This window comes from Aliisedimentitalea scapharcae (assembly GCF_045277565.1).
Taxonomy (GTDB): Bacteria; Pseudomonadota; Alphaproteobacteria; order Rhodobacterales; family Rhodobacteraceae; genus Aliisedimentitalea; species Aliisedimentitalea scapharcae.
The window spans coordinates 365,845-379,651 of the sequence record NZ_CP123584.1 but is presented as its reverse complement, the minus strand read 5'-3'; the positions used below and the strand labels follow the sequence as shown (position 1 = coordinate 379,651).

The window sequence follows — 13,807 nt, the reverse complement described above, 5'->3', positions numbered from 1 at the left end:
CTGCCCGATCTTGGCTCAGCTGGCGTAAGTCGATCCTTCGTCGTCCAGGATCGCTTTGATTTCGCTCAGATGCGCTTCGGATTGATTGGGGTAATCTTCCAGCTCCTGCGCGGTCTTTTCGGCAATCTCATCCGACAGAACCCTCAGCTTTTGCCCGGTCTGCAACGCCCGGATATAGGTTTCCGCCGCACGTTCGAAATAATACAGCCGGTTGAATGTATCGGCGGGGCTATCGCCAATGATCAGCACGCCGTGATTGCCCATGATCATGGTCTTTTTCTTGGGGTCGCTCAACGCCGCCGCACAGCGCGCGCCTTCGTCGTCGAATGCCAGCCCGCCAAAATGATCGTCGATCACATAGCGGTTGTAAAACGTCGCGGTGTTCTGATCGATCGGTGGCAGGGTGCTGTCGGCCAGCGTCGCCAACACCGTGGCGTGGATCGAATGCACATGCATCACACACCGCGCATGCGGACACAGCCGATGGATCGACCCATGCAGCCCCCATGCGGTCGGATCCGGGGCACCGGGCTGGTTCATCACATCCGGATCATTGGCATCCAGAAACAACAAATCAGACGCGCGAATGCGGGCGAAATGCATCTGATTGGGGTTCATCAGAAACTGGGTGCCATCGTCATTCACCGCCAGGCTGAAATGATTGGCCACGCCTTCGTGCATGTTCAGCCGCTCGGTCCAGCGAAAGGTCGCAGCCATATCGACACGTTCCTGCCAGTGATCGATATTGGGGCGAAGATTGGTCACGCTCATAAATTCTGTCCTTGGTAAGTCCTGGGGGTAGTCCCGAAAGAGGTCCCCGGGGATCGGAGGGGTCGGATCTGATCGCTAAAACCTGCATCTTGCGCCCGCATTTGACCAACGAAAAAAAACGCTTCTTGCCATTAGCATGACTTATGCCAAGATTATGAACATGAAAAACGCCCTCCCTCCTCTCGGCTGGCTGCGCACATTCGAAGCCGCCGCCCGCCACCTGTCATTCACCGGCGCGGCGCGGGATCTGAACATGACCCAAAGCGCGGTCAGCCAGCAGATCAAATCGCTCGAATCGCATCTGGGCCGCCCCCTGTTTCACCGCCGCCCCCGGGCGCTGGTGCTGACCGAATCCGGAATCACCTATCTGCCTGTGGTGCGCGAGGCGTTTCACACCTTGGTGCGCGGCACCCGCGCCATCACCGGCACGCAACAGAATGTGGTGCGGGTGCAGTCCAATATTACCTTTGCGGTGAATTGGCTGGCCCCCCGGTTGCCGCGGTTCTATGCGCAACACCCCGAGGTCCGGCTGAGCCTGTCAACCGAACTGTGGGAACCCCGCGAAATGGCCGAAGGCGCGGATATTGAAATCCGCTATTCCCTGCGCCCATCCGATACAGTGCGCACCGAAATCCTGCGGGGGGATCACTATTACCCGGTCTGTGCGCCGGGGTATCCGGTCACGCTGGATACGCTGGCCGATCATCCGCTGTATGATTGTTCAAATCTGTTGGCCAATTGGGCCAGCTGGGCCGAGGATCAGGACCTGCCGTGGCCAGATCCCCCAATCACCTATTCCACCACATATCTGGTCAGCCTGTCGGTGGCGATGACCGGTGGTGGCATGTGTCTCGTGCATGATGCGATTGCCCTGCGGCTGCTCAAAACCGGACAGCTGATCGCCCCGTTTGCCCATCGCGCCCGAATGCCCGAAGCCTACTACCTGCTGTTGTCTCCCCAGGCGGACAACTCGCCGCATATCACCGCATTCGCCGATTGGATCCGGGCCGAAATGGCCCTGGATCCCGGCGGCGGACCAGACTGGCCGACGACCGGCTGATCCACCACGGGTCAGCCGCAGCCGACCCTGCGTAGGGTGCGTGCTTGCACGCACCGTCCGGCCCTTGCTCAGGAGGCCTGCGCCCGTTTCGGCAACACCCAATCCGGGCGCGGGAAATGGCAGGTATAGCCCTGTGGCAAACGTTGCAGATAATCCTGATGGTCCGGTTCCGCCTCCCAGAACGCGCCAACCGGCTCGACTTCGGTGACAACCTTGCCGGGCCAGATCCCTGACGCCTCGACATCGGCAATGGTGTCCTCTGCCACCGCCTTTTGCGTCTCGTCGACAAAATAGATCGCTGACCGATAGCTCATCCCGACATCATTGCCCTGCCGGTTCGTGGTCGTCGGGTCATGGATCTGAAAGAAGAACTCCAACATCTCACGATAGGATGTACGGGCCGGATCAAACACGATCTCGATGCCTTCGGCATGGGTGCCGTGATTGCGATAGGTGGCATTGGGCACATCGCCTCCGGTGTATCCCACACGGGTCGAAATCACGCCCGGACGATGCCGGATCAACTCCTGCATCCCCCAGAAACATCCCCCCGCCAAAACGGCGCGTTGCGTGGTGCTCATGCGATGTCCTCCACCTGGTTCAGATAATCCCCATACCCTTCGGCCTCCATGTCGTCGCGATGCACGAACCGCAATGACGCCGAATTGATGCAATACCGCAGCCCACCCCGATCCCGCGGGCCATCCGGAAACACATGACCCAGATGGCTGTCGCCATGGGTCGACCGCACTTCGGTGCGGATCATGCCCAATGTCCGGTCTTCGATCTCGGCAACATGGGCCGGTTCGATCGGCTTGGTGAAACTCGGCCAGCCACAGCCGCTTTCGTATTTGTCCGACGATGCAAACAGCGGCTCGCCGGATACGATATCCACATAGATCCCGGGATCCTTGTTCTCCAACAATTTGCCAGTGCCCGGTCGCTCCGTACCCGATTGCTGGGTCACGCGATATTCCTCGGGCGAAAGGGCGGCAACGGCGTCGGGATCCTTGGTGTATTGGCGCATGTCATCCTCCGATGTTTTGTCGTTCGTCAACAGATGGGCTGGCCCCGGGCGATTTCCAACTATTATTTCAACGTCTCGCGGATCTGTGCACCCGCCGCGCCAAACGGCGCAGCCACGCCCAACGGGTCTCGCCGGGCGTCAGCCCTGCGTGACCGGGCGGGAGCGCGCCGGTTGCCGGGACAACTGCACAGCCAGAATGCCCACGGTCACGACCAGCACACCTACCACATCCAGCGGGCCCAACTTTTCCCCCAGCAACACGGCGGCAATTGCAACCCCGAACACCGGGTTGAGAAAATGGAAGGTCGCCGCCCGAATCGGGCCGATCCGGTTCAGCAACAGCACCCAGATCAACGTCGCCGCCAACCCCGGCACCAATGTGGTATAGGCAAAGGCCAACCCCAAACGCAACGTCGGGTTGACAAAAATATCCTCGGTCAGCGGTGCCACAACAAACAACACGGCGGACCCCACCAACATCTGCAACCCCACAACCATCATGAAATTGCCGCCCGAAATCGCCCCCCGCACCGCCAATGTGGCAAAGGTCAGCGCCAACACCCCGATACAGCACAACAGCACGCCGAACATATCGGTTCCCGACCCGATCCGCGTCCCCATGATCAGCGCCACGCCGACAATCCCGGCGATCAGCCCGGCAAACCCCAGCGGTTTCAGCTTTTCACCCATCACCAACCAGGTCGCCAGCGCCACCAGCAAAGGCATGGTCGATGCGATGATCGCCGCCAGCGATGCCTCAACCGTCTGCATCGCGACAAAATTCAGCCCCAGATACAGCGCGTTCTGACACACCCCGAACAGGATCGTGGCGCGCCATTGCAACGGCGTCAGCCGCCAGCTCTGCCCCATGGCGCGGGCAATCGCGACCCCGATCAGCCCGGAAATCAGGAATCGGACTGCCAGCGAAAACAACGGCGAGGCATCCTCAACAATAATCCGTGCCGATGTGAAGGCCGATGACCACATCAACGCAAACATCAGCCCCATGGCGATCGCGCGCATATCCATAGCAGATCCTTTGCCTGACAGGTCCATCCGGGTCCGTCCGGGCCCATCCCGCGGACCCTTGCCCACCCATCCGGCGATTACAAGAAAATCCTGAACATGAAAAGCACTGTCAGGGCCTGATCCGCCCTCGCTGTCCCCTCAGCTGCGCCCCCGTTGCGCCTCAGCCGCGCCGTGGCCGAACCACGGCACCAGCATCGGTAATCGTCGTCAACGACAACGTGTGATCCATGTTCTTCATGCGATGGCGCAGCATCTGTCGCGTCAACCGGGCCAGATCCGCCTGATACTCCGGCCTGTCCGCAACATTCACCAAGGCGTCGGATCCGGCACCGCCCCCATCAAACAGCATCGGGGCCAGGTCGGCGGCAAATTCGACCAAGGTAAACCGATCATCTCGCAGGATGCTCAGATTGGACTCGCTGGCGTCCGTCCCCAATGCGGTCTGCCAGACGGTCGGCTGCATCGGAGCCCCGAAATCCAGCTCGGAAAACGTATACGGCCGCCAATCCTGCGGCATGTCCCCGCGCAGCAACGGCAACAACGACCGCCCGTCCATGGAATTGGGGATCTCCTGCCCGATCCAGTCCAGGATCGTCGGTGTGACATCAATCGACTCTGTCGGCGCTGTGATCCGGGTCCCCGCGCGCGCGGCATTGCCGGGCTGCCGGATGATCAGCGGGGTGTGATAGGCCGCATCATGAACATTCATCTTGCCCCACGCATGCCGATCCCCCAGCATTTCGCCGTGATCGGCCATCACCACGATCAACGTGCTGTCGTATTGCCCGCTGTCCTTGAGAAATTGCACGACCCGCCCCACATGGTGGTCCACTTCGGTTGCCAACCCCAGATAGATCGCCCGCAGGGTTTGGATATTGTCCTCCGTTGGCTCCAGATCCGGAAACCCTTCGACAAATTTGGCCGGGGTCGCATAGCCCAACGCCGGACCAAAGAATGGATGCAGCGCGGTTTCCGCTGCGGCCGTGTCCAGACCGACGGGGCTGGGCAAACTATCCGGATCATACATGTCGTTATAGGGCGCAGGGGCCACCAATGGTGGGTGGGGCCGAATATAGGTCAAATGCGCAAACCACCCCTGATCACGACAGGCCGGCATGTGGTTCAGAAACGCATCCGTCAGAAACGCGGTATCGCTGTCCTCGGCCCGATACAGCGCCGGATCGTTCAACCGCGGCGGCGCGCCAGCCGGAGAAACGGGTGTGTAGACATCCCAATACCTATCGAATTCATAGCCCTGGTTCATCAAATGCGACCGCCAGGGTATCGACATTTCCTGGCGCATTTCCATCACCTCGTGAAACCCGGGCATCGGGGTTTCATATGATGTCAGAAACGGATCATCCGCATCAAAGACACGCGGATCCTGCGAGGTGTCGGTATACCCGAACAACAGCGGCAGATACCCGGCCTTGCGCATACTGGTCGCGATATTGGGCGCATCGTGGCGCAACGGGGTGCCATTGCGCACCGACCGGTGATTCATCGCATATTGCCCGGTCAGGATCGACGCGCGTGACGGCCCGCAGGGGTTGGTCACCGAAAAATGCCGGGTAAAGGTCACAGCCTCGTCCATCAGGGCGCGCAGGTTGGGCAAATCCACATGATCCGCCAGTGACCCGAACAGGCAATCGGCCCGCAATTGGTCGATGATAACAAAGAGAACATTCCGGTTTTCGGTCATCTGATTTTCCTGCCGAAGCTCGATTTCTGGGGGCCGGATCACGCGACGGACCCCTCGGTCCCTGACCCTGACACATCCCGACTTTCCACAAATCCACACATCTCTCAACAAAAAAGAGCTTGATAATTGTGAAGTTTGTGTGTCTTTGTGTGAATTGTTTGGGAAAATGGGGATAAATGTGCAAGTTCGGGCGCCACACACACATCGAGAGGTCGAATTGATCGAAGCGTTGCGTCGATTGGGTGGATCCGCCCGCAGCGCCGATCTGGCCAAGGCGCTGGACGTCTCCGAAGAAACCGTGCGTCGAACCATCAAATCCCTGTCCAAATCCGGCGAAGTCGCCCGCGTACACGGCGGCGCCTATCTGGTCGGAAACAAGAACGACCCCAGCTTCTTCCGGCGCATCTCCCAGAACGCTGCCGAAAAACGCGTCATCGCGGCCGGTGTGGTGGACCAGATCCATGACGGCATGTGCTTGTTTCTCGATGTTGGCTCGACCACGGCCTTTGTCGCGGAAAAGCTGAGCCGCCGGTCGAATTTGACCGTGGCAACCAATTCCATCGGTGTGGCCCAGACCCTGGTCAGCCAGAATGACAACCGGGTGCATCTGCTGGGCGGAGAAATGCAAAGCGACGAACGCGGTGCCTTTGGCTATGTCACCGAAAAACAGGCCCGTCGGTTTTCCTTCGACATGGCCGTGCTCAGCGCCGATGCCCTGTCACCCAAACGCGGCTTTCTGTATCTCAACGCCGCCGAAGCCGACCTGGGCGGGATCATTGCCGAAAATGCCGACCGTGTGCTGATGGCGATGACCCATCACAAATTCAACGAAAAAGCCCCCCACATCGGGCTGAAACCGTCCCAGGTCGACGACATGGTGACCGACCAGACCCCAGATCCGACTCTGGCACAGGCGCTGGCCGATTGGGACATCACGACACTTCTCGCAGACGGAAAGACCCGCAATGCTGACACAGTCTGATCTGGTCGAACACGCAACCCGCATCGCCGACATCGCAGCCGACGCCGCACGCGGATATTTTCGCGGCGCGCTGGGCATTGATTTCAAATCCGACGAAAGCCCGGTCACCCAGGCCGACAAAGGCGTCGAAGCGCAGGTCCGTGCCTATCTGAGCGAACATTTCCCCGATCACGGCGTCTTTGGCGAAGAAGAGGGGATCACCGGTGGAGACAGCCGCAACCTGTGGATTGTCGACCCCATCGACGGCACCCGTTCGTTCCTGTCGGGCCATCCGCTGTTCGGGTTTCTGCTGGGGCATCTGGTTGACGGGGTGCCGCAGATCGGCGTGATCGGAATGCCGGCCCTGAACGAAACCTTTGTCGGGGTCCGTGGTCATCAGACCACGCTCCACGGCGACCCGGTCCACACTTCGACCCAAACCGATCTGAACCAGTCGATCCTGTTCATCAACGAAGGCGAAAAGATCTATCGCGACTACCCGGCCCTGTTTGATCGTCTGACCCGTGCAGGCCAAACCCGCCGATTTGCCTATGACTGCTATCCCCATGCCTTGCTGGCCGCTGGTCATGTGGATGCGGTGATCGACTACGACCTGCAGCCCTATGACTATATGCCAGTGTCTGTCGTGATCCAAGCCGCAGGCGGGATCATGACGGATTGGGTCGGAAATCCGCTGACGATGGAGTCAGACGGGCGCGTAGTCTCGGCTGCAACCCCTGAGCTGCATCAACAGCTCCTCCAATTGATCCACGGATAATCATATGGCAATTGTTAGCTTTCTCATCAGCCTGGCAGGCGCGACCATGTTGCTGCTGTTTGCGGTGCGCATGGTCCGCACCGGCATCGAACGCAGCTATGGCGCGTCGTTCCAACGTGTTCTGACCGGACAACGCAGCAATGCACAGGCCAGCATGGTGGGCATTGCATTGGCCATCGTCCTGCAAAGCTCGGCGGCGGTGGCGCTGCTGACCTCAGGGTTCGCGGCCAGCGGATTGCTGACCTTTCCCACCGGCCTGGCGATCGTGCTGGGCGGCGATCTGGGATCGGCGCTGATCATTCAGATCCTGTCATTCAAACTGGACTGGCTGGTGCCGCTGCTGCTGGCCATTGGTGGCTATCTGTTTGTCAAAACCGAAGCCCGCAAAGCCCGCCAATTGGGCCGCATCCTGATGGGCGTCGCTTTTATCCTGATCTCTCTGCGGTTTCTGCGCGAAGCCATGGACCCGATCCGTGACAGCGCCTTTCTCCCCGCGATCGCGGAATATCTGGCCCGCGACTATATCACCGCCTTTCTTGTGGGCGGGGCGCTGGCCTTTGTCATGCATTCCAGCGTCGCCGCCATCCTGATGTGCGTCACCCTGGTTCAGATCGGCGCCATCCCCTTTGCCGCGGGCCTGTCGCTGGTGCTGGGGGCCAACTTTGGCTCGGGGTTTATCCCGGTCTGGCTGTCGCGCGGCATGGATCCGGTGGCGCGCCGCATCCCCTTTGCCAATCTGGCCCTGCGGGGCACCTGGGCGGTGATCACCCTGTTCGGGGCCAATCTGGCCCTGCGCACCGGGTTGTTGGGCGATCCGCAAGGCGGGCAAATGCTGGTCACTGCGCATCTGGCCTTTAACGCCTCGCTGCTGGTTCTGGCGCTGCCCTTTTGTCGCAAACTGCAATCGCCATTTGAAAACCTGATCAAGGATCCGATCCGCGCCGAACAAACCCAGGGTTTGATGCGCCCGACCAGCGCGTTGAACCTGCGCCAGGTGCACAGCCCGACCCAGGCGCTCTCAGCGCTGAAACGGGAGCTCCTGCGCATGGCCGATCTGGTCGAAGCCATGTTCCAACCCTGTCTCAACCTGTATCAGGCCGGGGACAAGGACCAGATCAAGGCGGTGCAGGCCATCGACCATGATGTCAACGATTGCCTGTCAGGCATCCGTGGGTTTGTCGCCGCATTGCCGTCGGACGAATTCTCCAAGGCCGATGCAAAAATCGCCCGTGACCTGATGGAATACGCCATCCGGCTAGAGACCGCCGGCGATGTGGTCGCCAAACGCCTGACCATCCTGGCCGGCGAGATGCGATCCAAAGGTGCCACCTTCTCCAAAGACGGCTGGAGCGAGCTGGTGCAGATGCACGAAGGCATCCTGGCCAATATGCGTCTGGCGTCAAACGTGTTGATCTCCGACGATCTCGAAAGCGCCCGCCTGCTGAGCCTGGAAAAAACCGAAATCAAACGCGCCGAACGCGACAGCCGCAAACGCCATCTGAAACGGCTGCAACACGGCACCACCGACAGTTTCGAAACCAGCGACATCCACCTGGAAACCCTGCGCGCGTTCCGCGAATTCAACAGCCATATCGCCGCGGTGGCCTATCCGATCCTGTATCGCAACGGCCAATTGCTGGAAACCCGCCTGATCGAAGACATGCCCAAGTCGGAAACCCCGGCATGACAGCCGCTCCCGTCGAAGTCCTGAATCCAGACGGCACAGGCCGCGTGGTGATCCTGTGTGAACACGCCAGCCGCCGCATCCCACAGCACTACGGCGATCTGGGTTTAAAACCCTCGGACCGCGACAGCCACGCCGCCTGGGATCCGGGTGCGCGGGATCTGGCGCTGGCGTTGTCGCGCGCCTTGGATGCGCCGGTTGTGGCCGCGACCGTGTCGCGGCTGGTCTATGACTGCAACCGCCCGCCCGACGCCGCCAGCGCCATGCCCACAAAATCGGAATTGATCCAGGTTCCCGGCAATGCCGACCTGACCCAATCCGACCGCGATGCGCGCACCAGGGCGGTCTATGATCCGTTCTGCGTCGCTGTGAACTCTGTGTTGGACGCCCGTGGCCCAGACACCATCGTGGTGACGGTGCATTCCTTCACCCCCACCTACTTTGGCCAGCCCCGCGCTGTTGAACTGGGCCTGTTGCACGACACCGACAGCCGTCTGGTGGACACGATGCTGGCGCATGCGGACCGGATCCCACAGCGCCACGTCGCCCGCAATGAACCCTATGGCCCTGCGGATGGGGTCACCCATTCGCTCTGCCTGCATGCGCTGTCGCGTGGGCTGGCCAACGTCATGCTTGAGGTGCGCAACGATCTGCTGCGCACACCCGATGAAATTGCCGACCGCGCGCAGGAAATCCTGATGCTGCTGGAACCGGCACTGACAGACATAGCGGTTCGGGAGGACCAGACATGAACAGCACGCTCACATTCAAGGAACTTGAGTCTCAGGTGGCTGGTGGCAGCATTGACACGGTATTGGTGTGTTTTGTTGACATGCAGGGCCGTTTGATGGGGAAGCGGTTTCATGGGGGTCATTTTGTTGGGGGTGCGTGGGAGGAGACGCATTGCTGCAATTACCTTCTGGCGACGGATCTTGAGATGGGGACGCCGGATGGCTATGCGAGCACCAGCTGGGAGCGGGGGTATGGCGATTATGTGATGAAGCCGGATCTGAGCACCCTGCGCCTTGTGCCCTGGCTGGAGGGGACCGCGCTGGTGCTGTGTGATGTTCTGGATCACCACACCCACGCCGAGGTGCCCCACAGTCCGCGCGCGATGCTGAAGCGTCAGGTCGCCCGCGTGCGCGCCCTGGGGTTCGAGCCGATGATGGCGACCGAGCTGGAGTTTTTTCTGTTCGAGAAGGGCTTTGACGAGATCCGCAAGGGCGGCTTTCAGGACCTGACGCCGATCTCGGGCTATAACGAAGATTACCACATCCTGCAGACCACCAAGGAAGAACATGTGATGCGCCCGATCCGCAATCACCTGTGGGAGGCGGGTCTGCCGATCGAATGCACCAAGGGCGAAGCCGAGACCGGTCAGGAAGAACTGAACATCAAATATGCGCCTGCCATGGACACGGCGGAATATCATTCGATCGCCAAACACGCGATCAAGGAGATCGCCTGGCAGCAGGGCCACGCCGCAACCTTTCTGCCCAAATGGCATCATGACAAGGTCGGCAGTTCCAGCCATGTGCATCAATCCCTGTGGGCCGATGGCAAACCGGCGTTTCACGACTCGGATGACGCGCTGGGGATGTCGGACCTGATGAAGTCCTATATGGCCGGGCTGCTCAAATATGCGCCTGATTACACCTATTTCATGGCCCCCTATATCAACAGCTACAAACGCTTCATGAAGGGGACATTTGCCCCCACAAGGATCATCTGGTCGGTGGACAATCGCACCGCCGGGTATCGGCTGTGTGGCGAAGGGTCCAAGGCCATCCGCGTCGAATGCCGGATCCCGGGATCGGACATGAACCCCTATCTGGCGATGGCGGGCATGCTGGCCGCCGGCCTGGCCGGGATCGAGGAAGGTCTGGAGCTGCAGCCCGCCACGGTGGGCGATGTCTATCAGGGCGACACCGGCCTGATCCCCGGCGATCTGGGCGCGGCGCGCACCGCGCTGCACGGCTCGGACATGCTGCGCGCGGCGATGGGCGACGATGTGGTCGACCACTACGCCCGCGCCGCCGAGGTGGAGATCGAAGAGTTTGCCCGGGTGGTGACCGATTGGGAGGTCGCGCGCGGGTTCGAACGGGCGTGAGTTCGGGTCAAGGCTGGGGGCGCTGCCCCCAGACCCCCGAGGTATTTTTGACCAGAAAGAAGCAGGGGCGCGTGCCCCTGATCCGAGATGTGGAGTTGAGGGCATGGGCCAGACATTAACGTGTATTTCCCCGATTGACGGATCGGTGTTTGCCGAACGCGATGTGCTGTCGCGCGAGGCGGCTGTTGCGGTGGCGGCGCGGGCACGGGATGCGCAAGCCGCCTGGGCGGCGCGGCCGTTGGCCGAGCGGATTGACCTGGTGATGGCCGGGGTCGCGGCGGTGGGCGCGATGAATGATGCCATCGTGCCCGAGCTGGCCCATATGATGGGGCGGCCCATTCGGTATGGTGGTGAATTTGGCGGTTTCAACGAGCGCGCCAGCCATATGGCGTCGATTGCGGCGGAGGCGCTGGCTGATATCGCCGTGGGCGAGGACGCGACCTTCAAACGATATATCAAACGGATTCCCCATGGGGTGGTGCTGGTCGTCGCGCCCTGGAACTATCCCTATATGACCGCCATCAACACCGTGGCCCCGGCGCTGATTGCCGGCAATACCGTGGTGTTGAAACACGCCACCCAGACCCTGTTGGTGGGCGAACGCATGGCCGCGGCGTTCCACGATGCGGGCGTGCCGCAGGACGTGTTCCAGAACGTGTTCCTGGATCATGACACCACATCCGAGCTGATCGCGCGCCGGGCGTTCGATTTTGTCAATTTCACCGGCTCGGTCGGCGGTGGCCAGGCGATGGAACGCGCCGCCGCCGGGACCTTCACCGGCGTCAGCACCGAGCTGGGCGGCAAGGACCCGGGATACGTGATGGAGGATGCCGATCTGGACGCCGCCGTCGACACGCTGATCGATGGGGCGATGTTCAACGCCGGTCAGTGCTGTTGCGGGATCGAACGGATTTACGTGCATGAGAGCCTTTATGACGCCTTTGTCGAGAAGGCCGTGGAGATCGTCAGCGGCTATACCCTGGGCAATCCGCTGGACCCGGACACCACCCTGGGGCCGATGGCCAATGTCCGGTTCGCTGCCGAGGTGCGCGCCCAGATCGACGCCGCCGTGGCCGCCGGTGCAACCGCCCATATCGCGCCGATGGTGGCCGATGATGGTGGGGCCTATCTGACGCCGCAGATCCTAACCGGCGTGACCCATGACATGGCGGTGATGCGCGACGAGAGCTTTGGGCCCGTGGTGGGCATCATGAAGGTGTCCGGTGACCAGGAGGCCATCGCCCTGATGAACGACAGCGACTTTGGCCTGACCGCATCGCTGTGGACGGCGGATGTGGACCGCGCCGCAGCGGTCGGCGATCGCATCGAGACCGGCACCGTGTTCCTGAACCGCGCCGATTACCTGGACCCCGGCCTGTGCTGGACCGGCTGCAAGAACACCGGGCGCGGCGGTGGGCTCTCCATCATCGGCTATCACAATCTGACCCGGCCCAAATCCTACCATCTCAAGAAAGTCACCGGCTGAGAGCCGCCCTGACCCTGTCTGAAGGAAGAACGAACATGTCTCTCGTTGGAAACTGGTCCTATCCGACCAACATCAAATTCGGCGCTGGCCGGATCAGCGAACTCCCCGCCGCCTGCGCCGCCACCGGCATGACACGCCCCCTGCTGGTCACCGACCGCGGCCTGGCCGACCTGCCGATCACCAAAGCCACCCTGGACATCCTGGAGGCCGCCGGTCTGGGCCGGGGTCTGTTTGCCGAGGTCGATCCCAACCCCAACGAGATCAACCTGGCCGCAGGGGTTGCCGCCTATAACGCCGGGGGCCACGATGGGGTGATTGCGTTTGGCGGCGGCTCGGGGCTGGACCTGGGCAAGATGGTGGCCTTTATGGCCGGCCAAACCCGGCCCGTGTGGGAGTTCGAGGATGTGGACGATTGGTGGACCCGCGCCGATGCGGACGCCATCGCGCCCATCGTGGCCGTGCCCACCACCGCAGGCACCGGATCCGAAGTCGGCCGCGCCAGCGTCATCACCAATTCGGTGACCCACGCCAAGAAGATCATCTTTCACCCCAAGGTGCTGCCCGAAGTCGTCATCTGCGACCCCGAGCTGACCGTGGGCATGCCCAGGGCCATCACCGCAGGCACCGGGCTCGATGCCTTCGCCCATTGCGTCGAGGCGTTTTCCAGCCCCCATTACCACCCGATGAGCCAGGGCATCGCGCTCGAAGGCATGCGCCTGGTCAAGGAATATCTGCCGCGCGCCTATACGGACGGCACCGATCTGGAGGCCCGCGCCCAGATGATGTCGGCCGCCGCCATGGGGGCCACCGCCTTCATGAAGGGTCTCGGGGCCATCCACGCCATGAGCCACCCCGTCGGCGCCATGTTCAACACCCACCACGGCACCACAAATGCGGTCTGCATGCCCGCCGTGCTGGCGCTGAACGCACCCGAAATCGCCGACCGGTTTGATCAGGCCGCCGCCTATCTGGGCATCACCGGCGGCTTTGACGGGTTTTGCACCTTTGTCCAGACCTTCAACGACAGCCTCGCCATCCCCCGCAAACTCACCGAGCTCGGCGTCACAGCAGACGCAATCCCAGACCTCGTCGCAGGCGCGCTCACAGACCCCTCATGCGGCGGAAACCCCGTCACACTCACCCAACAAAACCTCACGCAGCTCTTCAATCAATCAATCTGAAACACCCCCAAAATCAAA

At 61.4% G+C, this 13,807-nt stretch carries 13 protein-coding genes; 8 read left to right on the top strand and 5 right to left on the bottom strand.

The window, feature by feature from the left end:
- Positions 1 to 15: 15 nt before the first annotated feature.
- A complete protein-coding gene (locus QEZ52_RS01865; RefSeq protein ID WP_406647487.1) occupies positions 16 to 771 on the bottom strand; it encodes a class II aldolase and adducin N-terminal domain-containing protein in 756 nt (251 codons plus the stop codon).
- A 160-nt stretch (positions 772 to 931) separates the two neighbouring features.
- On the opposite strand from QEZ52_RS01865, the gene QEZ52_RS01860 reads away from it, so the two are divergent.
- Entirely contained in the window at positions 932 to 1,831 is a 900-nt protein-coding gene (locus tag QEZ52_RS01860) for a LysR substrate-binding domain-containing protein (RefSeq protein ID WP_406647486.1), read from the top strand.
- A 68-nt stretch (positions 1,832 to 1,899) separates the two neighbouring features.
- Here the strand turns inward: QEZ52_RS01860 and msrA are convergent, their stop codons facing one another.
- From msrA to QEZ52_RS01840, 4 genes are all read right to left on the bottom strand, one after another.
- Complete coding sequence (msrA, locus tag QEZ52_RS01855; protein WP_406647484.1) at positions 1,900 to 2,412, bottom strand: peptide-methionine (S)-S-oxide reductase MsrA; 513 nt, start codon at positions 2,410 to 2,412, stop codon at positions 1,900 to 1,902.
- On the bottom strand, positions 2,409 to 2,858 hold the full coding sequence (msrB, locus tag QEZ52_RS01850; RefSeq protein ID WP_406647482.1) for a peptide-methionine (R)-S-oxide reductase MsrB: 450 nt from the start codon (positions 2,856 to 2,858) through the stop codon (positions 2,409 to 2,411). Before msrB ends, msrA begins: the two co-directional genes overlap by 4 nt.
- Before the next feature lie 138 nt (positions 2,859 to 2,996).
- A complete protein-coding gene (locus QEZ52_RS01845) occupies positions 2,997 to 3,887 on the bottom strand; it encodes a DMT family transporter (protein ID WP_406647480.1) in 891 nt (296 codons plus the stop codon).
- A gap of 160 nt (positions 3,888 to 4,047) precedes the next feature.
- Positions 4,048 to 5,589, bottom strand: coding sequence for a sulfatase-like hydrolase/transferase (locus tag QEZ52_RS01840; RefSeq protein WP_406647478.1), 1,542 nt, complete (start codon positions 5,587 to 5,589; stop codon positions 4,048 to 4,050).
- Positions 5,590 to 5,767: 178 nt separating this feature from the next.
- On the opposite strand from QEZ52_RS01840, the gene QEZ52_RS01835 reads away from it, so the two are divergent.
- The 7 genes from QEZ52_RS01835 to QEZ52_RS01805 all read left to right on the top strand — a co-directional run bounded on the left by QEZ52_RS01835 (position 5,768) and on the right by QEZ52_RS01805 (position 13,789).
- Positions 5,768 to 6,571: a DeoR/GlpR family DNA-binding transcription regulator gene (locus QEZ52_RS01835; protein WP_406647475.1), complete on the top strand. Its 804-nt coding sequence runs from the start codon at positions 5,768 to 5,770 to the stop codon at positions 6,569 to 6,571.
- Complete coding sequence (locus QEZ52_RS01830) at positions 6,555 to 7,328, top strand: inositol monophosphatase family protein (RefSeq protein WP_406647473.1); 774 nt, start codon at positions 6,555 to 6,557, stop codon at positions 7,326 to 7,328. Before QEZ52_RS01835 ends, QEZ52_RS01830 begins: the two co-directional genes overlap by 17 nt.
- A 4-nt stretch (positions 7,329 to 7,332) precedes the next feature.
- Positions 7,333 to 9,015, top strand: coding sequence for a Na/Pi cotransporter family protein (locus tag QEZ52_RS01825; RefSeq protein WP_406647470.1), 1,683 nt, complete (start codon positions 7,333 to 7,335; stop codon positions 9,013 to 9,015).
- Complete coding sequence (locus QEZ52_RS01820) at positions 9,012 to 9,764, top strand: N-formylglutamate amidohydrolase (RefSeq protein ID WP_406647468.1); 753 nt, start codon at positions 9,012 to 9,014, stop codon at positions 9,762 to 9,764. Before QEZ52_RS01825 ends, QEZ52_RS01820 begins: the two co-directional genes overlap by 4 nt.
- Positions 9,761 to 11,122: a glutamine synthetase family protein gene (locus tag QEZ52_RS01815; RefSeq protein ID WP_406647467.1), complete on the top strand. Its 1,362-nt coding sequence runs from the start codon at positions 9,761 to 9,763 to the stop codon at positions 11,120 to 11,122. Before QEZ52_RS01820 ends, QEZ52_RS01815 begins: the two co-directional genes overlap by 4 nt.
- Before the next feature lie 103 nt (positions 11,123 to 11,225).
- Complete coding sequence (locus QEZ52_RS01810) at positions 11,226 to 12,608, top strand: aldehyde dehydrogenase family protein (RefSeq protein ID WP_406645368.1); 1,383 nt, start codon at positions 11,226 to 11,228, stop codon at positions 12,606 to 12,608.
- Positions 12,609 to 12,643: 35 nt separating this feature from the next.
- Positions 12,644 to 13,789 (top strand): iron-containing alcohol dehydrogenase, encoded by a 1,146-nt coding sequence (locus QEZ52_RS01805; protein ID WP_406645369.1) that lies wholly within the window; start codon positions 12,644 to 12,646, stop codon positions 13,787 to 13,789.
- Positions 13,790 to 13,807 lie beyond the last annotated feature (18 nt).

Excerpts from the sequence above, each read along its gene's own strand:
- QEZ52_RS01865 (WP_406647487.1), bottom strand. The coding sequence starts at position 771 with ATGAGCGTGACCAATCTTCGCCCCAATATCGATCACTGGCAGGAACGT.
- QEZ52_RS01860 (WP_406647486.1), top strand. The coding sequence starts at position 932 with ATGAAAAACGCCCTCCCTCCTCTCGGCTGGCTGCGCACATTCGAAGCC.
- msrA (WP_406647484.1), bottom strand. The coding sequence starts at position 2,412 with ATGAGCACCACGCAACGCGCCGTTTTGGCGGGGGGATGTTTCTGGGGG.
- msrB (WP_406647482.1), bottom strand. The coding sequence starts at position 2,858 with ATGCGCCAATACACCAAGGATCCCGACGCCGTTGCCGCCCTTTCGCCC.
- QEZ52_RS01845 (WP_406647480.1), bottom strand. The coding sequence starts at position 3,887 with ATGGATATGCGCGCGATCGCCATGGGGCTGATGTTTGCGTTGATGTGG.
- QEZ52_RS01840 (WP_406647478.1), bottom strand. The coding sequence starts at position 5,589 with ATGACCGAAAACCGGAATGTTCTCTTTGTTATCATCGACCAATTGCGG.
- QEZ52_RS01830 (WP_406647473.1), top strand. The coding sequence starts at position 6,555 with ATGCTGACACAGTCTGATCTGGTCGAACACGCAACCCGCATCGCCGAC.
- QEZ52_RS01825 (WP_406647470.1), top strand. The coding sequence starts at position 7,333 with ATGGCAATTGTTAGCTTTCTCATCAGCCTGGCAGGCGCGACCATGTTG.
- QEZ52_RS01820 (WP_406647468.1), top strand. The coding sequence starts at position 9,012 with ATGACAGCCGCTCCCGTCGAAGTCCTGAATCCAGACGGCACAGGCCGC.
- QEZ52_RS01815 (WP_406647467.1), top strand. The coding sequence starts at position 9,761 with ATGAACAGCACGCTCACATTCAAGGAACTTGAGTCTCAGGTGGCTGGT.
- QEZ52_RS01810 (WP_406645368.1), top strand. The coding sequence starts at position 11,226 with ATGGGCCAGACATTAACGTGTATTTCCCCGATTGACGGATCGGTGTTT.
- QEZ52_RS01805 (WP_406645369.1), top strand. The coding sequence starts at position 12,644 with ATGTCTCTCGTTGGAAACTGGTCCTATCCGACCAACATCAAATTCGGC.